This is a genomic window from Streptococcus sp. 210928-DFI.4.42, from assembly GCF_020554365.1.
Classification (GTDB): domain Bacteria; phylum Bacillota; class Bacilli; order Lactobacillales; family Streptococcaceae; genus Streptococcus; species Streptococcus parasanguinis_S.
Window position 1 is genome coordinate 70609 of the sequence record NZ_JAJCHF010000006.1, and the last position, 24510, is coordinate 95118.

Genomic DNA, 24510 nt, shown 5'->3' on the forward strand with positions numbered 1-24510 from the left:
GCTCTTTCAGTAGAAATATATGAATAAAACAAAGCTAAAAACATCCCTTTTTATAGTATCTTCTTTCCTGATTCCAGCTATCATGATGTTCTTTATTTACCTCTCGCAAGGAATCTACTGGAACAGTGATACATCCCCCTTATTAGGAGATGGTTATCATCAGTATGTCATTTTTGATACCACACTTCGAAATATTTTACACGGGACAGATAGCCTATTTTACAGTTTTCAAAGTGGACTAGGCATTAATTTCTATGCACTCAGTAGCTATTATCTAGGAAGTTTCTTTTCTCCTCTTGTCTTCTTCTTTAATGCACAATCCATGCCGAATGCTGTTTACCTCATCACTCTTCTTAAATTTGGAGCTATTGGGTTAAGCACTTATATTAGTTTACATGGAATGTTTTCTAAAATTCCTAGATCCCTGGTTCTTACCCTTTCAACCTCATTTGCTCTTATGAGCTTTGCTATCAGCCAAATTGAAATCAAAACTTGGCTTGATGTTTTTATCCTAGCACCATTAATTCTTTATGGATTCAAAAAACTCATTTACAATGAGGGAGAGATTCTCTACTTTATCAGCTTAACCAGCTTGTTTATCCAAAATTATTATTTTGGGTTTATGATGTCTATTTTTCTTATTTTATGGTACTTGACACAACTGTCATGGGACATCAAAGGAATTGGAAAACGCTTCTTTCATTTTGTGATTGTATCTCTTTTATCAGTTATAACAAGCCTTGTGATGTTATATCCAACCTTCTTAGATTTACGCACTCATGGAGAAAGTTTTTCAAATGTTGACAGTATCTTTACAGAAAAAAGTTGGTATCTTGACGTATTTGCAAAAAATTTCATTGGAAGTTTTGATACTACTAAATATGGATCAATTCCAATGATCTACGTGGGATTATTTCCACTTCTTTTAGCGATTACCTTTTTCTTTGTAAAGTCGATCAAGTTTCACGTGAAACTTTCTTACTTTATACTCTTGACCATTCTTATTTTGAGTTTTCGTTTTCAATTATTAGATCTCCTTTGGCAAGGTATGCACGCGCCAAATATGTTTCTTCATCGATACTCTTGGATCTTTTCTTTGACGATTATTCTGATGGCAGGAGAAGTACTAAATCGAATAGAGGAGATCACTTGGATTCGTTTTAGTCTTGCTAATTTCCTCCTTATTCTAGGATTTGGAGCAACTGTCCTTTACAGCAGTCACTATAAATTTTTAGATGCTGTCAATTTTATTGTTACTTTTGAATTTTTAATTGCTTTCTATTTGGTCTGTTTAGGATTTATCCTAAAAAAGATACCGCCTAGACTTTTCTATCTTTCGATCCTTTTTTTCTCCATTTTTGAATTATCGGTAAATAGTTATTATCAAATGGAAGGAATTGCGAATGAATGGGTCTTTGCTTCTCGATCATCCTACGAACGCGACTTAAAAGCCATCCAATCCTTAGTAAGAGAGAAGACAGACTCAAATTATCGGACTGAGATTCTACATCCACAAACGGGCAATGATAGCATGAAGTATGGTTATAATGGAATTTCTCAATTTTCATCTGTACGAAATACGGATGCTAGCTCGACATTGGACAAACTAGGATTTAAATCTGAAGGAACTAACCTCAATCTTCGATACCAAAACAATTCTATTTTAATGGATAGTCTATTTGGTGTTCGCTATAATTTAAGCCAACAACCTGTTCAAAAATTTGGATTTAAAGAGATTGCAACCAAAAATGGAGTCTCACTTTCAGAAAACGAATATGCCTTACCAATCGCCTTTCTGTCAGCAAAACCTTATAAAAATACTTCCTTTACGAATTTGACACTGGATAATCAGACACGATTCATCCATCAAATCACGGATGAAAAATATAAATTTTATAAGAAATTAAATATTCTCTCGCCTACTTCACAAAATACTACATCTTCGTTGCAAACTGCAAAAATTGAAGAAGATAGTCATCTTTCCTACGCAAGTATTCAATATGAAGTAACGGTTCCTACCCATAGCCAACTATATGTCAATGTTCCAAATTTACAATTTTCAAACGATGATCGGAAAGATATTGAAATCAGCTACAATGGACAGACCCAACGCTATACCATTGATAATGCCTTTCCATTCTTTTCAATTGGCCATTTTGACACAGAAGAAACAGTTACTATTCGTATGAGTTTTCCAGAAAATTCGACAGTCTCCTTTGATACACCAGAATTTTTTGCTCTGGATCTTGACCAATACACACAAGCTATCGCTAGTATTCGTCAGCAAGAAGTTGCTATTCACAAAAAGAAAAACAAATTGGTAGCAGCCTATAACGCAAATAGAGACACTACCCTTATTTTTACACTCCCTTATGATAAAGGCTGGTCAGCTAAACAAAATGGAAAGCCTATCCAAATTCATCGCATCCAGAAAGGATTGATGGGAGTTCGTGTTTCAAAAGGATCCGGAACAGTCACCTTAACATTTGTTCCCCAAGGCTTCATTGAAGGACTCATTGCCTTTTTCATTGGAATCATTCTCTTCTTCCTCTACGAATGGAGACAAATAAAAAGACGAAAAAGTTAAGGAATCTAACCATCGTTCACTTATAAATAAAAGGCTAGGATAGTCATTATCCTAGCCTTTTTCAAAACAAAAAAAAAACACCCAAATGGGTGCTATACTAGCTCCGCCAGTAGGACTCGAACCTACGACATCATGATTAACAGTCATGCGCTACTACCAACTGAGCTATGGCGGAATGAGATATAGTCCGTACGGGATTCGAACCCGTGTTACCGCCGTGAAAAGGCGGTGTCTTAACCCCTTGACCAACGGACCATATATTCATTAACAGAACATATCCCATTATATCAAAATTTAACTAATTGTCAAGCACTAAATTCTAAATTTTGCTCTTCAATTAATTTTTTGGCACGTTTGATATTGCTTCTTGAGATTGGACAAGAATACCCTTCTTTCAACAGCAGCTGTTTCTTTTTCTTATCCATTCCAATGATCATACTTCTATTCACGATAAAAGATTGATGGGGACTGAAATATCTCTCCTCCACATCTTTCTCCAAGACATCTGATAAACTTCCCGCAATTTCTTTTTGAAAATTTTTCCCAACTAAGTTTAATTTATAAGCCGAACCAACAGTTTCAATATAAAGAATATCCTTAAATGGAATTTTTATCTTTTTATCCTTAAAGTCATACTCAAAATAATCTGTCAAATCATCATTTCCAATTTGAATAGTTGTTAGGTACTCAATACACTCCTTGATTTTTAATCTAAATAAATCTTCATTCAAATTTTTATCAATAAAATCTAAGGCAGATACTTTATAACGATAGGTAATCGAAGCGAATTCTGATTTTGTAGTAATAAAAACAATAATGGCATAAGGATTTGCTTCTCGTATTTTTTGAGCAATTTCCAGCCCACAATACTCATTGTCTTGGATATGAATATCTAGAAAATATAATTGGTGGATATCCGAATGTTGGATATAATTTTCAAATTCCGAAATTTTACCGGTAGAAATCACTTCAAGTTTAATTTCTAATTCCTTAGCAATTTCTGCAATATGTTTTTCTACCCGTATCTGTTGAGAGAGCTCATCTTCTAATAAAAAAATCTTCATTCTTGTTCGTATCCTCCAATCTTCAAAACTTGTAAAAAACGATTTCCTTGCAATTCCGTTTCTAAAAACATCGTTCCATAATTTGCTAAGATTTTTCTCACATTATTTAATCCTAGTCCTCTATTTTCTCCTTTTGTCGAATAGCCTTCTTCATATATTTTTCTAATATCAAAAGTGATTTCATTTGTTGTATTATGAATCACTAAGTAAACAATTTTTGAAATAGAGAAAATAGCAATATGAACTTTCTTTTCTTCTGCTTCTTTTGAAGCTTCCAAAGCGTTTGTCACTAGAATCCCAACGATTCTCACGATATCCAATAAATCAACTGGTAGTTGCTCGATTGGTTCACTCGTTTCAAAGGTCATTTCTACCCCAGCATCTCTTGCATCCAACCAACCTCGAATCAAAATACTTCGTAAAGCAGAATCTTTGATATTGACCAAGTTGAATCCTGATAATGCTTCTGTATTGATCTCTTTATAACCTTTTTCCAATACTTCTCTATGGATTCTCTGTATTTCTGGAATATTTTCTTCCTCAATAGCTAATGACATAGAAATAACTAAATTTCCCAAATCATGACGAAATCCCCTAACAATCGAATAGAGACTTTGAATTTCAGCCATATACCGACTCATTTGTTGCTCAGAAAATTCTTTATACTCCAGTTCTAAATTTTTACGATACTGATCTCGCTCGATTTTCATATGGAATAAGCTGACTACAAAAGAGAAAAAACAAATCGTTGCCAACATACTCCCAAAATTTTTAAATTGCTCTTGTTCACTAATCCATAAAGAAAAATTAATCACTACAAATATAGCAAAATAGACGCAGATGAGTCTCTTTAAATATTTTTCAAATTCTTTCTCATAAAAAGGAGTGAAATCAAATTCAAATAAGTCAATTAACTTCAAAATGATTCCTAAAGAAAGCAAACGAATACACATATTGTAGACAATCGAGTAAGCTGCTACTAAAGCATCTCCCAACACTGAAGAGACAATTATCGTCAGAAAAGTTGCTGTTCCTTCAACCGCTAAATAAGTAAAAAAAGAATAAAAAATGGCGCACAAGCGATTCGTCCGATTGGCATAATGATAATAAGGATATAAATAAACCGGCCATAAGAGCATATTTAAATCAGAGAGTCGAATATTTGAAAATAAAGTCACATCTAAAAATACTAAGAGACTTTCAAAAAGAAGAACAAAGGTGCTCAGCAGAAAGATAAATGCAAATTGATGTTCCTGATAGATTTTTTCGTCCACTAATGCAAACGTCAGAACAATGATCCCTCCCAAGAGAAAAGACAAGATTAATGACTGAATCACACAAACTCTCCCACTTTGTTTTTTCTATTTTATTATACTCTAGTATTATTATAAAAAATAAAATTTTATATACAAAAAATTATAATATAAAATAGCCTAAAATTAAAGGGAATAGGTAAAATTGTAATGTTTTTAATGTTTTTGTTACATGAATGAAAACTATTTTACACAATTTATATAATCTACACTTTGCACTATATAGGGATTGTTAGTTCTTTTTAAAAATATTCCTAATAAATCATTCCGTTACTATTTGTCTATAGTGAATTATACAAAAATTAATAGATGATGAAAATTTATACATTTTTATATAAAAGAAAAGATGCAGCAAAAGCTGCATCTTTCATTTGATCCCAGCAGGATTCGAACCTGCGACCGTTCGCTTAGAAGGCGAATGCTCTATCCAGCTGAGCTATGAGACCGAACTTACTTCATTTTAGCAGAAAAAGGAAGGAGCGTCAAGGTTATTTATGGTAAGGACTCCCCTGTTGAATCATGAAAGCACGATAGATTTGTTCCACCAACACTAATTTCATCAACTGATGAGGAAGAGTTAATTGACCAAAGCTCATCAATAGATTTCCTCTTTTTTTCACTTCAGGAGACAGACCAAGACTACCTCCAATAACAAAAGTAAGGTTTGAATAACCAGATGTCATAATCTGGTCAATCGTTTGACTAAATTTCTCTGAAGGAAATTGTTTTCCTTCAATGGCTAATATAATCACATATTCCTTATCTGAAATTTTAGAGAGAATTCGTTCCCCCTCTTTTTCAAGGATTTGTTGATTTTCAAGTTGACTGGCACGATCTGGAGTTTTTTCATCAACTAACTCAACCTGTTCTACTTTTGCAAATCGACCAAGCCTTTTAATATACTCCGCGATCCCATCTTTTAAGTATTTTTCTTTTAATTTTCCAACGGTTATCAATTTAATTTTCATTCCCCTATTGTAGCATAATTCTTCAATTCCACAAATAATCCACAGCTATAGAAAGGAAATCTATTCTATAAAGTCCTTTTTAAAGCCATTTCTCAACTAAATTCTACAACTTATCCACAATTTGTGGATAACTTTAGTTGTTTAAGATATAATTAAGAAAGTTTTTCTATACTTTAGACAATTTGATATCCTTAGGAGGAAAATATGAAATCTTCATCTAATTTACTGAAAAAACTTGGAAACATAACCCTCATTTTCGTTGTAGGTTTTCTAGGTGGGATTCTTGGAACCTTTTTAACCTTACAAACCTCTCATTCTTCTACTTCAAATACTGAAAGTAAGCAAGTACACTCAACCACTGTTAAAACAGCTTATAAAAATACAACCTCAACTAGTGAGGCCGTAGATAAGGTGAAAAATGCTGTAGTTTCTGTGATTACTTATTCTGATTCTTCGAATCAAGGGTTATTTGAAAAAGAAGAAAACTCTGACTCACAAATTTCTAGTGAAGGTTCTGGGGTCATTTATAAAAAAGAAGGAAAATATGCCTACCTTGTTACCAATACCCATGTGATCAATGGTGCTAAAAAAGTAGATATTCTTTTAGCAGATGGGAATAAAGTCCCCGGAGAAGTAGTTGGGTCAGATGTCTATTCTGATATTGCAGTCGTTCGCATTAGTGCAGATAAAGCAAAGGCAGTAGCTGAATTCGGAGATTCAAACCAATTAACGGTCGGTGAGACTGCAATTGCAATTGGTAGCCCTCTTGGAACAGATTATGCTAATTCTGTTACCCAAGGGATTATTTCCAGCCAAGGCCGCAATGTGAAATTGAAAGCCGATAATGGACAAAATATCTCTACACGCGCCTTACAAACAGACGCAGCCATCAACCCAGGAAACTCTGGAGGTCCATTAATCAATATTCAAGGACAAGTCATCGGGATTACCTCAAGTAAAATTTCAAATAACGGACAAACTTCAGTAGAAGGAATGGGATTTGCAATTCCTGCAAATGATGTTGTCAATATTATCAAGCAGCTAGAAGAAAAAGGAAAAGTAGTTCGACCAGCTCTTGGAATCCAAATGATGGATTTATCCAACCTTTCAACTTCTGATTTAAGCCATTTAAAACTTCCTGAAAAAATCTCTGGAGGAGTACTGGTTCGTTCAACACTTGAAAATATGCCTGCTTCAGATAAATTGCAACGTTATGATGTCATCACAAAGATCGATGATACAGATATCGAGTCAACGGCAGATTTACAATCCGCCCTCTATTCTCACCAAATCAATGATACGATCAAGGTCACATTCTATCGTGATGGAAAACAACAAACAACTTCTATCAAGTTGACAAAATCAACTGAGGATCTGAGCGATTAACTTTCACTTTCTTGACATACTTGTAAACACACCTTTACGAATTTGTAAAGGTGTGTTATTCTATTCATAAGATGGAAAAATTAGAAAAAATAGCGGTAAAGGACATTCGAACCAATCCTTTCCAACCAAGAAAAGTATTTGATCAAGAAAAATTAGAAGAACTGGCTCAGTCAATCAAAGAAAATGGCTTAATTCAACCCATTATTGTCAGAAAATCTCCAATAATTGGTTTTGAATTGCTTGCAGGTGAAAGACGTTTTAGAGCTTTAAAAATTGCTGGATTAGAGCTTGTTCCTGCGATTATTAAAGAGTTAACGGATCAAGAAATGATGCGACAAGCCATTATTGAAAATCTTCAACGAGAAGATCTCAATCCAATTGAAGAAGCTATCTCCTACCAGAAGCTCGTTGATCATGGCTATAAGCACGACCAAATCGCTCAATTTATGGGGAAATCTAGACCCTATATCAGCAATATGCTTCGCTTGTTACATCTAGCCCCCTCTGTTCAAGAAGCAGTCATTCAAAATGATATTTCTTCGGCTCACGCGCGTGTTCTTGTTCCTCTTGATGAAGAAGAGCAGCACTTTTGGTTGGAGCGAATCAAACAGGATCATTTAAATGTTCGAACATTAGAAAACAAGATTAGTTCAAAAAGAAAACAGAAAAAACAAAAAGCAAAAGAGAGCTTCCTACTAGAAGAGGAACAACGATTGAAAAAAATATTAGGAACAGATGTGACGATACACTCCTCTTCTCAAAATAAAGGAACTATCCAAATTTCTTTTTCCAGTCTTGATGAATACCAACGAATTATCAACAGCCTTAAATAAGGCTGTTATTTTTATTTTTTATATTGACAAGCTTTTCCACCATAAAAATCTTTTGTAAATAGCAGAAAAATAAGGATATTCTCTAGTTATCCCCACTTTGTGGATAACTTTTAAAAACAATGTGAATTTAAATCCACAACTTGTGGAAAAGTTTAAAACTATAATTTAATTTCATGAAATTTAGCCTGTGGAAAACTATTTTTGTTTGTGGTAGAATAGGAGTACGTATGATTTGATACAATTCAAGAAAAGGAGGGAAGTCTGATAGTGTCACAAGAAGAGCAATTTTGGTCTCGTTTTTTAGAATTAGCCCAATTACAACTAAAAGATAGTGCCTATGATTTTTTTGTCGCCGATTCAAAATTAGTCAAAATCGATGGAGAAACGGCTACCATTTATCTTGATGGAAATTATAAAGAATTATTTTGGGAAACAAATCTAAAAAATGCTTTGATCACAGCCAGCTTTGAAGTCTACAATACAGATTTGAAGTTCCATTTCGTTTTTGAAGATACCGAAGAAATTCCTAGTAGTCATAGCGGTGAGAATAGGAGATTATCTTCAGGTAGCTTAACAACCGAACCGTTGCCTAAAATTGATACAGGTCTGAAATCAAAGTACACATTTGATAATTTTGTGCAAGGGGATGGAAATATTTGGGCGAAAGCAGCAGCGCTTGCAGTTTCTGAAAATCTTGCAACAACTTACAACCCTCTCTTTATCTATGGTGGACCAGGGCTTGGAAAGACTCACCTATTGAACGCAATTGGAAATCAAATCCTAGAAAATATTCCAAATGCACGGGTTAAGTATGTTCCAGCAGAAACCTTTATTAATGAATTTTTAGAACACCTTCGATTAGGAGAAATGAAGACGTTCAAGAATACCTATCGAAGTCTTGATCTCTTACTGATCGATGATATCCAGTCACTCGGCGGGAAAAAAGTCACGACTCAAGAGGAATTCTTTAATACCTTTAATGCCCTCCATAGCGACAACAAACAGATTGTTCTAACAAGCGATCGAAGTCCGGATCATTTAGATAGTCTTGAAGAGCGACTGGTTACTCGTTTCAAATGGGGACTAACGCAAAATATAACACCACCTGATTTTGAAACTCGGATTGCCATCTTACGGAATAAAATTGAAGATCTAGACTATATTTTTCCTAATGACACACTGGAATATCTAGCAGGTCAGTTTGATTCAAATGTCCGAGACTTAGAAGGTGCCTTAAATGATATTTCTTTAATGGCGAAGGTGAAAAAACTAAAAGAAATTACGATCGATGTTGCAGCTGAAGCTATTCGAGCTCGTAAAAACGATAATAGCAAGACGCTTGTCATCCCCATTGAAAAAATTCAGGAAGCAGTTGGAGCCTTTTATGGAGTCAGTGTAAAAGAAATCAAAGGTTCTCGAAGAGTTCAGAATATTGTCCTAGCACGACAAGTGGCCATGTATCTTTCAAGAGAGATGACAGACAACTCACTTCCTCGAATCGGAAAAGAATTCGGTGGAAAAGACCACACGACCGTCATTCATGCTTATGAAAAAATTAAAAGTATGGTCGACACAGATGATAATCTACGACTCGAAATTCAAAGTATCAAGAAAAAGTTAAATTAATCTGTGGATAACTTTCTCTTAACTTCTAGGGGTTATGCACATTTTTTAAACAAGTAACTTTTTAAGTCATAGATAGGATTCAGAGAGTTTTCCACAACTTCCACACAACCTACTATTACTATTAACTTACTAATCATAAAATAAATAAAAGGAATGACCATGATAAATTTTTCTATTAACAAAACTTTATTTTTACAAGCACTAAATACTACCAAAAGAGCGATCAGTTCAAAAAATGCTATCCCAATTCTTTCCACGATTAAAATTGATGTCACTCCAGAAGGAGTTGCCTTATCAGGATCGAATGGCCAAATTTCAATCGAAAACTTTATTTCTATCAAAGACGAAAATGCTGGTTTACTAGTGACCTCCCCAGGTTCTATTTTATTGGAAGCAACTTTCTTTATTAATGTGGTTTCAAGTTTACCAGATGTTACTTTAGATTTTAAAGAGATTGAACAAAAACAGGTTCTTTTAACAAGTGGAAAATCAGAAATTACACTTAAAGGAAAAGATGCAGATCAATATCCACGTATTCAAGAAATTGCTGCAAGTAATCCATTAGTTTTGGAAACAAAATTATTAAAACAATTAATTAATGAAACAGCATTTGCAGCAAGTGTACAAGAAAGTCGGCCAATTTTGACAGGTGTTCACTTTGTTCTATCGGATAATAAAGAGCTAAAAACAGTAGCAACAGACTCTCACCGTATGAGTCAAAAAGTGATTACACTGGAGAAAAATGGAGACAACTTTGATGTTGTCATCCCAAGTCGCTCTCTTCGTGAATTCACCTCTGTCTTTTCTGATGATATTGAAACAGTTGAAGTTTTCTTTGCTAACAATCAAATCCTATTTAGAAGCGAACACATTAGTTTTTATACCCGTTTGCTAGAAGGAAATTATCCTGATACAGACCGTCTCATTCCAACAGAATTCAATACAGAGGCAACCTTCAATGTGGCCAACCTTCGATTTGCAATGGAGCGTGCTCGTCTTCTTTCAAATGCGACTCAAAACGGAACGGTTAAATTAGAGTTCAAAAATGGAGTGGTTTCTTCTCACGTTCATTCACCAGAAGTTGGGCGAGTAAATGAAGAGATCGATACGAGCGCCGTTTCAGGAGAGGATTTGTCTATTAGCTTTAATCCAACTTATTTGATTGAAGCGCTCAAAGCTATTGACAGTGAACAAGTTGTTATTCGTTTTATTTCTTCTGTTAGACCGTTTACATTGGTTCCAGAAGGAAATGAACAAGGGTTCATTCAATTGATTACGCCAGTTCGCACAAATTAACAAAGGTGAATCATGTATACGTTAGGTGATTTTGTAGAAATGAAAAAGCCTCACGCTTGTGTGATTAAAGAAACAGGCAAGAAGGCAAATCGTTGGGAAATTACGCGACTTGGTGCAGACATAAAAATCAAGTGTAGCAATTGTGATCATGTGGTCATGATGAGTCGCCATGATTTTGAACAGAAAATGAAGAAAGTACTATAAAAGGTTCAGTCACTTATGTGACCGAACCTTTTCGATTATTTTAATTCTTCAAATTTTCCATTTTTAACTTCTTTGAAACCACCCTGTTTCATCATATCAAAAGTTGATTTGAAGCTGATATAGTCGACTTTTTTATCTTTTTGTGTCGTTACTAATTTCTTTTCAATTAGCTGATCTAAGTCTGCCTTTTCATAATTTAGTGTTGTTTTTTCAACCATATAATCATCTTTATATTCAGCAGAATGTGTGAATCCTTTGACATCTTTGTATTCTTCATCATATTTATCGATCATTTCCTTTAATTGATCTTTCGTAACTCCCGCCTCTTTGTAATAAATAGTAGTGGTGGTTTGGTTACTGATCGCTTTATCACCTTTATGTTCTAGTGTAATACGAACATCTGTTTTCTTTTCTTGGTTGATTGCCTGAAGATAGGATTTTTGAACAGATTGTTGTCCACAAGCTCCAAGAAGAAAGAGAGTAAAGATAGCGATTAAAGAAAGAAAAATAGATTTCCATGTTTGTTTTTTCATCTGAAAAACTCCTTTGTTCATTGTTAAATATAGTATACCATTTTTATCTTTTTAGAACGTTACAGTTTGATGAAAAAATCTAGTTTCAAAGGTGATGAAATATTTCATTTTTCATCACTTGTCTTTTGAATTATGTTATAATAAAAGAGATTGAAATTTGAACGGAGAAAAAGAAAAATGGCATTAACAGCAGGTATCGTTGGCTTACCAAACGTTGGTAAATCAACCCTATTTAACGCAATTACAAAAGCAGGAGCAGAGGCCGCAAACTATCCCTTTGCGACCATTGATCCAAACGTCGGGATGGTAGAAGTTCCAGATGAACGCCTCCAAAAATTGACGGAAATGATTACTCCTAAGAAGACAGTTCCGACTACTTTTGAATTTACAGATATTGCTGGGATTGTGAAAGGAGCTTCTAAAGGGGAAGGACTTGGTAATAAATTCTTGGCCAACATCCGTGAAGTAGATGCCATTGTCCATGTAGTGCGTGCTTTTGATGATGAAAATGTCATGCGGGAGCAAGGTCGTGAAGATGCCTTTGTTGATCCACTAGCAGATATTGATACCATCAATTTAGAATTAATTTTAGCTGACTTAGAGTCTGTCAATAAACGCTATGCGCGTGTAGAAAAAATCGCTCGTACACAAAAAGATAAGGATTCTGTTGCAGAATTTAATGTTCTACAAAAAATCAAACCAGTTCTTGAAGATGGTAAATCAGCTCGGACCATTGAATTCACGGAGGAAGAACAAAAAGTGGTGAAAGGACTTTTCCTTTTGACTACCAAACCAGTTCTTTATGTAGCCAATGTGGATGAAGATGTTGTTGCAGATCCAGATTCTATCGAGTATGTGAAGCAAATTCGTGACTTTGCGGCAACAGAGAATGCGGAAGTCGTGGTGATTTCTGCGCGTGCTGAGGAAGAAATTTCTGAGCTAGATGATGCAGATAAACAAGAATTTTTAGAGGCAATTGGCCTAACAGAGTCTGGAGTTGATAAACTCACGCGTGCAGCTTATCACTTGTTGGGACTTGGCACTTATTTCACAGCTGGTGAAAAAGAAGTGCGTGCTTGGACCTTCAAACGTGGCATGAAAGCTCCTCAAGCTGCTGGAATCATCCACTCTGATTTTGAAAAAGGATTTATTCGTGCCGTGACCATGTCCTATGATGATTTGGTTAAATACGGTTCTGAAAAGGCTGTAAAAGAAGCAGGACGCTTGCGCGAAGAAGGAAAAGAATATGTTGTCCAAGACGGGGACATCATGGAATTCCGTTTTAATGTATAAGAGAGTTAAAAAAATGTAAAGGTTGGAAAAGATATTTCCAACCCTTTTAGTGTTTTGAAAGGAAAGAGATGACGAAATTAATTGTTGGATTGGGAAATCCAGGTGATAAGTATTTTGAAACGAAACACAATGTAGGCTTTATGTTAGTTGATCAAATGGCAAAGTCTTTAAATCTTACTTTCTCCCATGATAAAATTTTTCAAGCTGATATTGCCTCAACATTTTTGAATGGCGAAAAGGTCTATTTTGTAAAGCCAACCACTTTCATGAATGAGAGTGGAAAAGCGGTCCATGCCCTTCTGACTTATTATGGTCTGGATATTGAAGATCTTTTGGTTATTTACGATGATTTAGATATGGAAGTTGGTAAGATTCGTCTTCGAGCGAAAGGATCAGCTGGAGGTCATAACGGAATCAAATCGATTATCAATCATATTGGAACTCAGACTTTTTATCGAATTAAGATTGGAATTGGAAGACCTAAGCAGGGCATGTCAGTTGTTCATCATGTCTTAGGAAAATTTGATAAAGACGATTACATCACTATTCTACAAACAATTGATCGAGTAGAAGAAGCGGTTAACGATTACTTGGTAGAAGAAAATTTTGAAAGAAGCATGCAGAAATACAACGGGTAAGTAGATGAATGTAATTGATTTAGTGAGTCAAAACTCCAACCTTCTATCCTGGCAACAAGGTTTGCAAAAAAATAATAGGGAATTGATCTTAGGATTGTCTGCGACCACAAAGGCTATTGTAATGGCTTCAGCCTTTGATTCTATTGAAAAAGCAGTCCTCATTACTTCCAGTTATAACGAAGCAGAACGATTGGCTAGTGATTTTATTGCTTTACTTGGAGAAGAGAAAGTCCATACATTTTTGGGAGATGATAACCCTTTAGCAGAATTTGTTTTTGCTTCACAAGAAAGGCAATTTTCACGATTAGAGGCTTTGAACTTTTTATGTCAAGAGGATCGTCAAGGCATCCTTGTGACCAATGTGAGTGGTATAAAACTACTATTACCTTCTCCTAAAGTTTTTGCATCTAGCATTTTTCAATTGAAGGTCGATCAAGAAATAGACTTAACTACTCTGAGTGAAACATTACAGAAGATTGGCTACCAAAAGGTGAGCCAAGTTTTGCAACAGGGAGAGTTTAGTCTACGAGGAGATATTTTAGATATCTTTGAGATCGACCAACTCCAACCCTATCGGATTGAATTTTTCGGAGATGAGATTGATGGAATCCGAATCTTTGACCCAGAAAGTCAGCGTTCTGTTGAAAATGTTGAAGAAGTTCAACTGAAGGCAGTGAGTGATCTATTGTTGCAAGAGGAAGATTTCATCCGTGGTCAGCAGCAAATCGAACAATTGCAAGAACAGAGCGCGAATGAAGAATTTAAATCTTATCTAGCAGAAATTTTAGGAGATATTTCTCAAAGGAAACTTCATCCGGATCTTAGAAAATTTATTAGTTTCTTTTACGAGAAGCAATATACCCTATTCGATTATCTCCCTAAACACACTCCTGTTTTTCTGGATGATTATCAAAAAATAGCAGATCAAATAGCGAGATTTGAACTAGATACAGCTAATCTCTTGACGGAAGATTTACATAAAAATAGAGCTTCTTCTCGCCAAGTGTATTTTGCAGACACCAGTACAACATTACGAAAATATACGCCTGCAACTTATTTTTCAAACTTTCAAAAAGGATTAGGAAATCTGAAGTTTGATCATTTGTATCAATTCAATCAATATCCCATGCAGGAGTTTTTTGGACAATTTGATTTACTAAAAGAGGAAATTGAACGGTATCGAAAATCAAACTATACAGTTATTATCCAAGCAACTTCTCATCACAATCTTCAACAGCTCCATAAAAATTTAGAAGAGTATGGGATTCGATTAGATTATATTGATGGGGATACGATCATTCCTCAAGCTAGTCAATTAGTTGTTGGAGGACTAGCTCACGGTTTTCAATTTGTTGATGAAAAAATTGTCTACATTACAGAATCAGAGATTTATCAGAAAAAGATCAAACGAAAGATTCGCAGGCAAAATATTTCCAATGCAGAACGCCTAAAAAATTATAATGAACTGGAAAAAGGGGACTATGTTGTTCACCAAGTTCATGGTATTGGTCAATATTTGGGAATTGAAACGATTGAAATTTCGGGTGTCCATCGTGATTATGTTTCAATTCAATATCAAAATGGAGATCGCATCTCGATTCCTGTCGATCAGATTCAGATGTTGTCCAAATACGTTGCAAGTGATGGAAAAACGCCAAAAATTAACAAGTTAAATGATGGGCGTTTCCAAAGAACGAAGCAAAAGGTTCAGACCCAGGTGGAGGACATTGCGGATGATTTGATAAAACTTTATGCGGAGCGTAGTCAATTAGAAGGCTTTGCCTATTCCCAAGATGATGAAAACCAAGAGGCTTTTGAACAAGATTTTCCATATATTGAAACAGATGACCAATTACGTTCCATTGAAGAAATTAAAAAAGATATGGAATCGAATCGTCCGATGGACCGATTGCTGGTTGGAGACGTCGGTTTTGGGAAAACAGAGGTCGCTATGCGAGCAGCTTTTAAGGCAGTAAATGATCATAAACAAGTAGCAGTGCTGGTTCCTACCACTGTTCTTGCCCAACAACATTATGCCAATTTTAAGGAGCGTTTTGAATCTTTTGCAGTAGAAGTTGCTGTTTTAAGTCGTTTCCAGAGTAAGGCAGAGCAGAAAGAAACGCTTGAAAAGTTGAAAAAAGGACGAGTGGATATTATTATTGGAACTCACCGGCTCTTGTCCAAAGATGTTGTTTTTTCAGACTTAGGCTTAATCGTGATAGATGAAGAACAACGTTTTGGAGTGAAGCACAAAGAAACCTTGAAAGAATTGAAAAAAAAGGTGGATGTGCTTACCTTGACAGCTACCCCTATACCTCGAACTCTTCATATGTCTATGCTAGGAATTAGAGATTTGTCTGTCATTGAAACACCTCCTACCAATCGATATCCTGTGCAAACTTTTGTACTAGAGACCAATCCAACTATTATTCGAGATGCTGTGTTGCGGGAGATGGATCGTGGAGGACAGGCCTATTATCTTTACAATAAGGTAGATACAATTGAACAAAAGGTGTCTGAATTAAAAGAGTTGATTCCAGAGGCTTCGATTGGCTTTGTTCATGGCCAGATGAGTGAAGTTCGCCTGGAAAATACCCTGTTGGATTTCATTAATGGCGAATACGATGTCTTAGTGACGACAACCATTATTGAGACAGGTGTGGATATTCCAAATGCTAATACACTCTTTATTGAAAATGCGGATCATATGGGACTTTCAACGCTTTATCAATTAAGAGGTCGTGTGGGACGAAGCAATCGAATTGCTTATGCCTATTTGATGTATCGTCCAGACAAATCTCTTACAGAAGTGTCTGAAAAACGCTTAGAAGCTATTAAAGGTTTTACTGAGTTGGGGTCTGGATTTAAAATTGCTATGCGAGATTTATCGATCCGTGGAGCAGGGAATATCCTTGGAGCTTCTCAATCTGGTTTCATCGATTCAGTTGGTTTTGAAATGTATTCTCAATTGTTAGAAGAAGCTATTGCTAAGAAACAAGGCCAAGAGCATCGTAGGCAAAAGAGCAATGCAGAGTTGAACCTTCAAATAGATGCATATTTACCTAATGAATATATTTCAGATCAACGTCAAAAAATTGAAATTTACAAACAAATTCGTGAAATGAATTCTGCGACGGACTATGAATATTTGCAAGATGAATTGATCGATCGTTTTGGAGAATACCCAGATGTTGTGGCCTACCTACTTGAAATTGGTTTAGTGAAAGCTTACTTGGATCAAGTCTTTGTCCGTCTTGTTGAGAGAAAACAACAAAAAGTGACAGTGAAATTTGAACCTATTGCCAAACAACTGTTTTTAACACAGGATTATTTCAAAGCTCTGTCAATGACACAGTTAAAGGCACAGATTGCAGAGGAAAAAGGATTGATTGAAGTGATCTTCGATATTCGAAATAAGAAAGATTTTGAAATTTTAGAAGCTCTGAAGCAATTTGGTCAAACCTTATTGGAAATTAAACAGGAAAAAGAAGAGGACTAGAAGTTCTTAGCTCATTTTTCGCATTTTATGTATAAAAAATGATACAATACTATGTTAGAGGTGACAGTATGAGATTAGATAAATATTTAAAAGTTTCTCGCATTATTAAGCGTCGTCCTGTTGCAAAGGAAGTTGCAGATAAAGGGCGGATCAAAGTCAATGGAGTATTAGCCAAAAGTTCAACGGATTTGAAAGTGAATGATCAAATTGAAGTTCGTTTTGGAAATAAAGTATTGACGGTTAAAGTCTTGGAAATGTTGGATAGTACAAAAAAAGAAGATGCATCCAAAATGTACGAAATAATTAGTGAAACAAGGATAGAAGAAGATGCCTAAAAATATCGTTCAAATGAACAATAAATATATCAAAGACGAAAGTCAGCGAAAACGTTTTTTAGAAGAAGAAAGAAAAAAACGCAATCGTTTTCTAGGGCTCGTTTTGATATTGGTCATGTTACTGTTTATTCTTCCAACTTATAATTTAGCCCAGAGCTATCAATCGCTACAAGATAAGAAAGAACAATACAAACAGTTGGAAAAAGAGTATAAAGAAACAAGTGAACAAAAAGAATACCAACAAGACATCGCTAAAAAATTAAAAGACGATGATTATGCAACAAAATATGCACGCGCAAAGTATTCTTTTTCAAAAGATGGTGAATATGTTTATACCATCCCAGATTTACTCCCCCAATAACCGATGGAAAATATCTTACAAACAGTTAAACAATTTCTTGAATTTTCAGATGAAAAATTAGAGGAATTAAAAAAGAAAAACCAAATGATCAAACTTCAAAAGGATGAAAAGGAAAGGAATACAGGTGTCTAAACGATTTCTGCTCCTATTGTTAGTTCCAATTTTATTTATTGGGTCTCAAGCAGCGAGTATCGAGCAGTCTGAGTTTTCTCAGACAATGGCTCATCCATCAGAACTTTATTTTTCTTCAATTCCAGCGAACCCGAATGTCTATCGCAAAATTTCTGTTTTTTCTGATCCTCAGTTGAAAAAAGCAAAAGGAGAAATTCTTCCCAACACACCGTTTACAATCGAACAACTCTTTGTAAATGATGAAGGGAAAGCTGTATTTAAAATAGCAGATAAGGGATATGTATTAGCAGATTCTTCTGTCATTTTTTCTGATGTTGTACAAGAAACACAAGAAAAAAAACAAGACATGTGGCTAAAACCTGGTTTTAAAATGTATGACCGACCCTTAATAAATGGTGCAAAAGAAAAAAATACACCTCTTTCTCCTTATACAAAAGTGACAGTCTTACGTACAGCTAAGACTTTACGAGATGAGTTTGTGGAGATTGAAGGTCAGGGCTGGGTGAACAAAGCATTCGTTACTGAAAAAGATAATCGAATGGAAAAAGTCCAGGACTTGTTAAATAGTAAATACAATTCTCCTTCGTATGGAATCTATGTAAAACAATTAGAGACTGGAAATACTGCTGGAATCAATCCGCAAAAAGAAATGTATTCTGCCAGTGTAACGAAATTACCATACTTGTACTACGTCCAAGAACAGCTCAATAAAAAAGCCATTTCTCCAACTACAACCTACAAATATATTCCAGAAGTCAATGATTTCAAAGGTAGCTATGAACCAGAAGGAAGTGGTAGCCTTTCAAAAACACCAGATGGAAAAGAATATAGTGTTCAAGAGTTGGTAGATAAAATTGCAAAAGAATCAGATAATGTTGGACATAATATCTTGAATTATTATGTCACTCATCAATCAGATCAAGACTTCCAAAAAACTTTGGATAAAATTGCAAAGAAACATTGGGATGTTGAAAAAAGAGAAGCATCCGCTGAAATGGCTGGCAATGTCATGGAGGCTGTCTATCAACAAAATGGCCCTATTATTGATACACTCTCCTCTACAAAATATGATGATCAACGGATTGCGCGTGACCTTCCAGTAAAAGTTGCTCATAAAATTGGAGATGCCTATGATTTTAGACATGATGTTGCAATTGTATATACAAATTCACCCTATGTAATAGCCATTTTTACAGATCATTCGAATTATGATACGATTTCCAACATTTCAAAAGATATCTATGAGGTATTGAAATAATGGAAAAGCGATTTTTAGAGTTTTGTGAAAAACAAGATCTATTTACTCCCCATCGCCGTGTTTTAGTTGCCTTATCTGGTGGATTGGATTCAATGAATCTGTATGAACTTTTATATAAGAATAAAGAACGATTGAAAATCCATCTGGTACTCGCTCATGTCAATCATGGACAAAGACCAGAATCAGATTTAGAAGAAAGTGAACTTCGAACGCTAGCTGATAGGCGAGAGACACGTATCCATGTGGCTCACTATTCGGGTGATTTTACAGAAGCAAAAGCTCGTACCTTTCGTTATGATTTTTTTAAACAGATTATGGAGAAAGAGGATTGCACCGCTTTAGTAACAGGTCATCATGCAAACGATCAAGCCGAAACAACTTTCATGCGCTTAATACGAGGAACAAAATTACGCCATTTAAGTGGTATTCCTGTACGCCAACCATTTGGTAAGGGTGAGTTAATCCGTCCTTTGTTAACTTTTACCAAAGATGAGTTGATGAAAATCCCTCACTTTGAAGACAGTAGCAATGACTCACAGGACTATTTTCGAAATCGTGTACGCCATCAATACCTTCCAGAATTTGAAAAAGAAAATCCCCAAATGCAAGCAAGTCTTCGCTATTTAGCAGAGGAAGTGAATCATTGGCACCAAGCACTGAAAGAATTGACTAGCGAGTTAAGCATTCAAGATTTAGCTTCTTTTAGAACGTATTCTCATTCTGTACAATCATTCTTATTAGAAGAGTATTTGGCACAATTTCCAGATTTGCAACTTGGTAGGGCCCAGTTTCAAGAATTATTAGATTTACTGCGAAAAAAAAGAAATTGCATTCATTATTTAAAGTCGAATTATGAATTACATCAAGAATATGATTTCTTTGAAATACAAAAAATCAGTCAAAAGTCGGATGACCAACCCCTCCCATTTTTGTTAGAATTTGGGAATATCTTTGAAATTGCAAATTATAAACTATCTTTTGGACAACCATTAGTAGGAGAAAATGTAGAAATTCTTTCTGTTTCACGCGAAACTCCCATCTTAATTAGAAGGAGAAAGGAAGGAGATCAGCTGCTTGTTAATGGCCACCATCAAAAATTAAGACGGTGGTTTATCAACCATAAAATTTCAATTTCTCTTCGGCAAAAGGCTCTCATTATAGAACAAAATCATAATATTCTTTCTGTAGTGGGATTGGTAACGAGTGATTTGAGTAAGCTCTCAAAAAGTGGTATAATGAAAGATAGTCTTTATATTCAAAAAATAGATAGGTAAAAACATGTTAGAAAAAGATATAAAAAAAGTATTGGTTTCACATGATGAAATTGTAGAAGCAGCAAAGAAATTGGGTGAAACCCTAACAAAAGAGTACCAAGGAAAAAATCCAATTTTTGTTGGAATTTTGAAAGGCTCTGTTCCATTTATGGCAGAGTTGATCAACCACGTGGATACACATATTGAATTGGATTTTATGCTGGTTTCAAGTTATCATGGTGGTACAGCAAGCTCAGGTATTATTAATATTATCAAGGATATCGACCAAGATATTACTGGTAGAGATATTTTATTTGTAGAAGATATTATCGATACAGGTAAAACCCTCAAGAGTCTAAAAGAACTCTTTGAAGAACGAAATGCAGCATCTGTGAAGATTGCTACCTTACTGGATAAACCTGAAGGACGTTTGGTTGAGATCGAAGCAGATTACACCTGCTTTACGATTCCAAATGAGTTTGTTGTCGGATATGGTTTAGACTATGATGAAAATTATCGTAACCTACCCCATGTTGGTGTATTAAAAGAGGAAGTGTACTCAAAATAGAGGAGACTAGATGAATAACAGAAAAAATAACGGTTTTGTTCGAAATCCATTTCTGTATTTGTTGATTATTGTAGCGGCTGTGACAGGATTCCAGTACTTTTTTGCGGGTAATGGAGTTGGTCAAAGTCAGCAAATCAACTACACAGAATTGGTCAAAGAAATTAAAAATGACAATGTAAAAACGATCAGTTACCAACCAAATGGTAGTGTGATTGAAATTGCAGGGACCTATAATAAAGCTAAAGAATCAAAAGATGATACAGGAATTCAATTTTTTACCCCAAGTGTTCAAAAAGTATCTCGCTTTACTAGTGTCATCCTTCCATCTGATATCACCGTCAATGAATTACAAAAATTAGCAGCTGACCACAAAGCAGAAATCACCATCAAGCGTGAGAGCTCAAGTGGCATGTGGATAACAATTCTTACTTCAATTGTTCCATTTGTTATCGTCATGTTCTTCTTCTTCTCAATGATGAACCAAGGCGGTGGCGGAGGTGCCAGAGGTGCAATGAACTTTGGTCGTAATAAAGCCCGCGCTGCTAATAAAGAAGATATTAAAGTTCGTTTTTCAGATGTAGCAGGAGCTGAAGAAGAAAAACAAGAACTTGTTGAAGTTGTTGAATTTTTAAAAGATCCAAAACGCTATACTAAATTGGGTGCAAGAATCCCAGCAGGTGTGCTTCTTGAAGGCCCTCCCGGAACTGGTAAAACCCTTTTAGCAAAAGCAGTAGCTGGTGAAGCTGGAGTGCCATTCTTCAGTATCTCTGGTTCTGACTTCGTTGAAATGTTTGTCGGAGTCGGTGCTAGCCGGGTTCGTTCACTTTTTGAAGATGCTAAAAAAGCAGCTCCAGCCATTATCTTTATCGATGAAATTGATGCTGTTGGGCGCCAACGTGGTGTAGGTCTTGGTGGTGGAAATGATGAACGTGAACAAACCCTTAACCAGCTCTTGATTGAGATGGATGGTTTTGAAGGTAACGAAGGAATCATTGTTATCGCAGCAACTAACCGTTCTGATGTCCTTGACCCTGCCCTTCTTCGTCCTGGCCGTTTTGACCGTAAAGTATTAGTTGGACGTCCAGATGTGAAAGGTCGTGAGGCAATTCTTCGTGTTCATGCTAAGAACAAACCACTCGCTCCAGATGTGGACTTGAAATTGGTTGCTCAACAAACACCGGGATTTGTCGGTGCTGATCTCGAAAATGTTTTGAACGAAGCAGCCTTGGTTGCAGCTCGTCGAAATAAAAAAGTAATTGATGCTGCTGATATCGATGAAGCAGAAGATCGTGTTATTGCAGGTCCATCTAAGAAAGATCGGACGATTTCACAAAAAGAACGTGAAATGGTTGCTTATCACGAAGCTGGTCATACAATCGTTGGTCTGGTCTTATCAAATGCTCGTGTAGTTCATAAAGTTACGATTGTTCCACGTGGTCGTGCAGGCGGTTACATGATTGCCCTTCCTAAAGAAGATCAAATGTTACTTTCTAAAGAAGATATGAAAGAACAATTAGCTGGGCTCATGGGAGGACGTGTTGCCGAAGAAATTATTTTCAATTCGCAAACAACGGGTGCTTCAAATGACTTTGAACAAGCTACCCAAATGGCGCGTGCAATGGTGACAGAATATGGTATGAGTGAAAAACTTGGACCGGTCCAATATGAAGGAAATCATGCGATGTTTGGTGCTCAAAGCCCACAAAAAATGATTTCAGAACAAACAGCTTACGAAATTGATGAAGAAGTTCGTGGTTTGTTGAATGAAGCCCGTAATAAAGCAGCAGAAATTATTCAAGGAAATAGAGAAACGCATAAATTAATTGCGGAAGCTCTATTAAAATATGAAACCTTGGATAGTGTTCAAATTAAATCATTATATGAAACAGGAAAAATGCCTGAAAATTCAGAGCATGAATTAGAAGAAGAAGCAAAACCTCTATCATATGATGAGATTAAGTCAAAATTAGAAGAAAATAACTAATTCAAAAGAAGGAAAATATTTCCTTCTTTTTTTATTAAAAAAGTGTTGACAGAGTAAAAATATTCTGTATAATAGAATATGTTGTAAAAATGGTCCGTTGGTCAAGGGGTTAAGACACCGCCTTTTCACGGCGGTAACACGGGTTCGAATCCCGTACGGACTATCGATAAACTGTCACCAGGTGGCAGTTTTTTTGTGTATTTGGACAAAATAGTTAAAAATAATAACCAAATAGTTAAAAAAACGTGCAGAATAGAAAAAAAGTCCAATGGGCTTCTTTATTTTTATAAAATACAGATAAAAATAAAGGAGAGCTTATGGAATTTAATAAAATGTATCAAAAAGTAAAATATATCGTAAGAAAATGTGAAAAAGAGTATTATATTCAATTATGGGAAAAGGATGATTGGGAACAAGAAGGTCAGCTAACTCTGTTTGAACTTTATCAAAAAAATCCTGAAATTGAAACAAATGAAGAATTACTTTATACATATTTCAAAACAAAATTTAGAAATCATATTAAAGATAAAATAAGACAACAGGAAAGTGATAAGAGAAAAATTAATAGACTTCCATATATTGAAATTGGAGAAATTAGTCACAGAATTTCATCAAGAAAAATATATTTAGATGAGCTGGTTGTTCTGAGAGATGCATTAAAACGTTTTAAAGAAAAATTAACAGTAAAAGAAAAAGAACAATATGAAGCATTACTAGCAAACAGAAGATGTCTAGGAAAAACAAAAATGAAAAAGAAATTAGAGAACTATCTAAAGGATTTTAAAAATTCAATTTAAGAACTGAAAGTTGACAGTGTATAAATGAACTTTCAAAAAAATAAAAAATTTTGAAAAAAAGTGTTGACAGTAAGGGTGGGTCATGATATACTAATATAGTTGTCGCGCGAGAGCGACAAAGACCTTTGAAAACTGAACAAGACGAACCAATGTGCAGGGCGCTATAACGAAAGTTATAGTAACTGAACAATAAAAAAACAATAAATCTGTCAGTGACAGAATGAGTTTAAGACAAACAATTATTTTAATGAGAGTTTGATCCTGGCTCAGGATGAACGCTGGCGGCGTGCCTAATACATGCAAGTAGAACGCTGAAGCTTGGTGCTTGCACCGAGCGGATGAGTTGCGAACGGGTGAGTAACGCGTAGGTAACCTGCCTCTTAGCGGGGGATAACTATTGGAAACGATAGCTAATACCGCATAAAAGTCGACATTGCATGATGTTGACTTGAAAGGTGCAATTGCATCACTAAGAGATGGACCTGCGTTGTATTAGCTAGTTGGTGAGGTAACGGCTCACCAAGGCAACGATACATAGCCGACCTGAGAGGGTGATCGGCCACACTGGGACTGAGACACGGC

General features: G+C 35.4%; 21 protein-coding genes, 4 tRNA genes and 1 rRNA gene. 19 read left to right on the top strand and 7 right to left on the bottom strand.

What is annotated here, in order from left to right; genetic code table 11:
• Positions 1–19: 19 nt before the first annotated feature.
• On the top strand, positions 20–2587 hold the full coding sequence (locus LIZ08_RS03725; protein WP_003009226.1) for a YfhO family protein: 2568 nt from the start codon (positions 20–22) through the stop codon (positions 2585–2587).
• A 101-nt stretch (positions 2588–2688) separates the two neighbouring features.
• Here LIZ08_RS03725 and LIZ08_RS03730 read toward each other — a convergent pair.
• The 6 genes from LIZ08_RS03730 to rlmH all read right to left on the bottom strand — a co-directional run bounded on the left by LIZ08_RS03730 (position 2689) and on the right by rlmH (position 5932).
• Positions 2689–2762: transfer RNA gene (locus tag LIZ08_RS03730), tRNA-Asn, on the bottom strand.
• A gap of 8 nt (positions 2763–2770) precedes the next feature.
• Positions 2771–2842 (bottom strand) — tRNA-Glu (locus LIZ08_RS03735).
• Positions 2843–2892: 50 nt separating this feature from the next.
• Positions 2893–3651, bottom strand: coding sequence for a response regulator transcription factor (locus LIZ08_RS03740; protein ID WP_003009229.1), 759 nt, complete (start codon positions 3649–3651; stop codon positions 2893–2895).
• Positions 3648–4988 (bottom strand): GHKL domain-containing protein, encoded by a 1341-nt coding sequence (locus tag LIZ08_RS03745; RefSeq protein WP_031574807.1) that lies wholly within the window; start codon positions 4986–4988, stop codon positions 3648–3650. The genes LIZ08_RS03740 and LIZ08_RS03745 overlap by 4 nt, the downstream gene beginning before the upstream one ends.
• Positions 4989–5336: 348 nt before the next feature.
• Positions 5337–5410, bottom strand: a tRNA-Arg gene (locus LIZ08_RS03750).
• Positions 5411–5452: 42 nt separating this feature from the next.
• The gene (gene rlmH, locus LIZ08_RS03755; RefSeq protein ID WP_031574810.1) at positions 5453–5932 is read right to left on the bottom strand and encodes a 23S rRNA (pseudouridine(1915)-N(3))-methyltransferase RlmH; all 480 of its coding nucleotides are present in this window, start codon (positions 5930–5932) and stop codon (positions 5453–5455) included.
• 204 nt (positions 5933–6136) lie between these two features.
• Here rlmH and LIZ08_RS03760 point away from each other — a divergent pair, with 204 nt between their 5' ends.
• The 5 genes from LIZ08_RS03760 (at position 6137) to LIZ08_RS03780 (ending at position 11277) form a co-directional block, all read left to right on the top strand.
• On the top strand, positions 6137–7318 hold the full coding sequence (locus tag LIZ08_RS03760) for a S1C family serine protease (protein WP_031574813.1): 1182 nt from the start codon (positions 6137–6139) through the stop codon (positions 7316–7318).
• 71 nt (positions 7319–7389) lie between these two features.
• Complete coding sequence (locus LIZ08_RS03765; protein ID WP_227038304.1) at positions 7390–8151, top strand: ParB/RepB/Spo0J family partition protein; 762 nt, start codon at positions 7390–7392, stop codon at positions 8149–8151.
• 267 nt (positions 8152–8418) lie between these two features.
• Positions 8419–9777, top strand: coding sequence for a chromosomal replication initiator protein DnaA (dnaA, locus tag LIZ08_RS03770; RefSeq protein ID WP_031574821.1), 1359 nt, complete (start codon positions 8419–8421; stop codon positions 9775–9777).
• A 159-nt stretch (positions 9778–9936) separates the two neighbouring features.
• Entirely contained in the window at positions 9937–11073 is a 1137-nt protein-coding gene (dnaN, locus tag LIZ08_RS03775; protein ID WP_021154169.1) for a DNA polymerase III subunit beta, read from the top strand.
• Positions 11074–11085: 12 nt separating this feature from the next.
• Positions 11086–11277, top strand: coding sequence for a DUF951 domain-containing protein (locus LIZ08_RS03780; RefSeq protein ID WP_003002008.1), 192 nt, complete (start codon positions 11086–11088; stop codon positions 11275–11277).
• Positions 11278–11312: 35 nt separating this feature from the next.
• Here LIZ08_RS03780 and LIZ08_RS03785 read toward each other — a convergent pair whose 3' ends face one another.
• Entirely contained in the window at positions 11313–11810 is a 498-nt protein-coding gene (locus LIZ08_RS03785; protein WP_031574824.1) for a DUF1307 domain-containing protein, read from the bottom strand.
• Positions 11811–11987: 177 nt separating this feature from the next.
• Between LIZ08_RS03785 and ychF the strand changes: the two genes are divergently transcribed.
• The 13 genes from ychF to LIZ08_RS03845 form a co-directional block, all read left to right on the top strand.
• On the top strand, positions 11988–13103 hold the full coding sequence (ychF, locus tag LIZ08_RS03790; RefSeq protein ID WP_003010773.1) for a redox-regulated ATPase YchF: 1116 nt from the start codon (positions 11988–11990) through the stop codon (positions 13101–13103).
• A gap of 68 nt (positions 13104–13171) precedes the next feature.
• The gene (gene pth / locus LIZ08_RS03795) at positions 13172–13741 is read left to right on the top strand and encodes an aminoacyl-tRNA hydrolase (protein ID WP_003009246.1); all 570 of its coding nucleotides are present in this window, start codon (positions 13172–13174) and stop codon (positions 13739–13741) included.
• A 4-nt stretch (positions 13742–13745) separates the two neighbouring features.
• Positions 13746–17240, top strand: a complete 3495-nt coding sequence (mfd, locus tag LIZ08_RS03800) for a transcription-repair coupling factor (protein ID WP_024056450.1) — start codon at positions 13746–13748, stop codon at positions 17238–17240.
• Between the two features lie 68 nt (positions 17241–17308).
• Positions 17309–17575 (top strand): RNA-binding S4 domain-containing protein, encoded by a 267-nt coding sequence (locus LIZ08_RS03805; RefSeq protein WP_003002258.1) that lies wholly within the window; start codon positions 17309–17311, stop codon positions 17573–17575.
• Complete coding sequence (locus LIZ08_RS03810; RefSeq protein WP_003009251.1) at positions 17568–17936, top strand: FtsB family cell division protein; 369 nt, start codon at positions 17568–17570, stop codon at positions 17934–17936. The genes LIZ08_RS03805 and LIZ08_RS03810 overlap by 8 nt, the downstream gene beginning before the upstream one ends.
• Before the next feature lie 3 nt (positions 17937–17939).
• The gene (locus tag LIZ08_RS10385; protein ID WP_003009253.1) at positions 17940–18068 is read left to right on the top strand and encodes an SP_0009 family protein; all 129 of its coding nucleotides are present in this window, start codon (positions 17940–17942) and stop codon (positions 18066–18068) included.
• The gene (locus LIZ08_RS03815) at positions 18061–19326 is read left to right on the top strand and encodes a serine hydrolase (protein ID WP_272157584.1); all 1266 of its coding nucleotides are present in this window, start codon (positions 18061–18063) and stop codon (positions 19324–19326) included. Before LIZ08_RS10385 ends, LIZ08_RS03815 begins: the two co-directional genes overlap by 8 nt.
• The gene (gene tilS / locus LIZ08_RS03820; RefSeq protein ID WP_129299524.1) at positions 19326–20600 is read left to right on the top strand and encodes a tRNA lysidine(34) synthetase TilS; all 1275 of its coding nucleotides are present in this window, start codon (positions 19326–19328) and stop codon (positions 20598–20600) included. The genes LIZ08_RS03815 and tilS overlap by 1 nt, the downstream gene beginning before the upstream one ends.
• 4 nt (positions 20601–20604) lie before the next feature.
• The gene (gene hpt, locus LIZ08_RS03825; RefSeq protein WP_227038305.1) at positions 20605–21147 is read left to right on the top strand and encodes a hypoxanthine phosphoribosyltransferase; all 543 of its coding nucleotides are present in this window, start codon (positions 20605–20607) and stop codon (positions 21145–21147) included.
• 10 nt (positions 21148–21157) lie between these two features.
• Positions 21158–23131 (top strand): ATP-dependent zinc metalloprotease FtsH, encoded by a 1974-nt coding sequence (gene ftsH / locus LIZ08_RS03830; RefSeq protein ID WP_227038306.1) that lies wholly within the window; start codon positions 21158–21160, stop codon positions 23129–23131.
• A gap of 91 nt (positions 23132–23222) precedes the next feature.
• Positions 23223–23294, top strand: a tRNA-Glu gene (locus LIZ08_RS03835).
• Between the two features lie 154 nt (positions 23295–23448).
• Positions 23449–23928 carry a sigma-70 family RNA polymerase sigma factor gene (locus tag LIZ08_RS03840; protein WP_003009261.1) on the top strand — a complete coding sequence of 160 codons (480 nt, stop codon included), beginning with the start codon at positions 23449–23451 and terminating at the stop codon, positions 23926–23928.
• Between the two features lie 243 nt (positions 23929–24171).
• Positions 24172–24510 (top strand): 16S ribosomal RNA (locus tag LIZ08_RS03845); the annotation flags it as partial.

Coding starts and splice junctions, on each gene's coding strand:
- LIZ08_RS03725 (WP_003009226.1), top strand. CDS start 20: ATGAATAAAACAAAGCTAAAAACATCCCTTTTTATAGTATCTTCTTTC.
- LIZ08_RS03740 (WP_003009229.1), bottom strand. CDS start 3,651: ATGAAGATTTTTTTATTAGAAGATGAGCTCTCTCAACAGATACGGGTA.
- rlmH (WP_031574810.1), bottom strand. CDS start 5,932: ATGAAAATTAAATTGATAACCGTTGGAAAATTAAAAGAAAAATACTTA.
- LIZ08_RS03760 (WP_031574813.1), top strand. CDS start 6,137: ATGAAATCTTCATCTAATTTACTGAAAAAACTTGGAAACATAACCCTC.
- LIZ08_RS03765 (WP_227038304.1), top strand. CDS start 7,390: ATGGAAAAATTAGAAAAAATAGCGGTAAAGGACATTCGAACCAATCCT.
- dnaN (WP_021154169.1), top strand. CDS start 9,937: ATGATAAATTTTTCTATTAACAAAACTTTATTTTTACAAGCACTAAAT.
- LIZ08_RS03780 (WP_003002008.1), top strand. CDS start 11,086: ATGTATACGTTAGGTGATTTTGTAGAAATGAAAAAGCCTCACGCTTGT.
- LIZ08_RS03785 (WP_031574824.1), bottom strand. CDS start 11,810: ATGAAAAAACAAACATGGAAATCTATTTTTCTTTCTTTAATCGCTATC.
- ychF (WP_003010773.1), top strand. CDS start 11,988: ATGGCATTAACAGCAGGTATCGTTGGCTTACCAAACGTTGGTAAATCA.
- pth (WP_003009246.1), top strand. CDS start 13,172: ATGACGAAATTAATTGTTGGATTGGGAAATCCAGGTGATAAGTATTTT.
- mfd (WP_024056450.1), top strand. CDS start 13,746: ATGAATGTAATTGATTTAGTGAGTCAAAACTCCAACCTTCTATCCTGG.
- LIZ08_RS03805 (WP_003002258.1), top strand. CDS start 17,309: ATGAGATTAGATAAATATTTAAAAGTTTCTCGCATTATTAAGCGTCGT.
- LIZ08_RS03810 (WP_003009251.1), top strand. CDS start 17,568: ATGCCTAAAAATATCGTTCAAATGAACAATAAATATATCAAAGACGAA.
- LIZ08_RS10385 (WP_003009253.1), top strand. CDS start 17,940: ATGGAAAATATCTTACAAACAGTTAAACAATTTCTTGAATTTTCAGAT.
- tilS (WP_129299524.1), top strand. CDS start 19,326: ATGGAAAAGCGATTTTTAGAGTTTTGTGAAAAACAAGATCTATTTACT.
- hpt (WP_227038305.1), top strand. CDS start 20,605: ATGTTAGAAAAAGATATAAAAAAAGTATTGGTTTCACATGATGAAATT.
- ftsH (WP_227038306.1), top strand. CDS start 21,158: ATGAATAACAGAAAAAATAACGGTTTTGTTCGAAATCCATTTCTGTAT.
- LIZ08_RS03840 (WP_003009261.1), top strand. CDS start 23,449: ATGGAATTTAATAAAATGTATCAAAAAGTAAAATATATCGTAAGAAAA.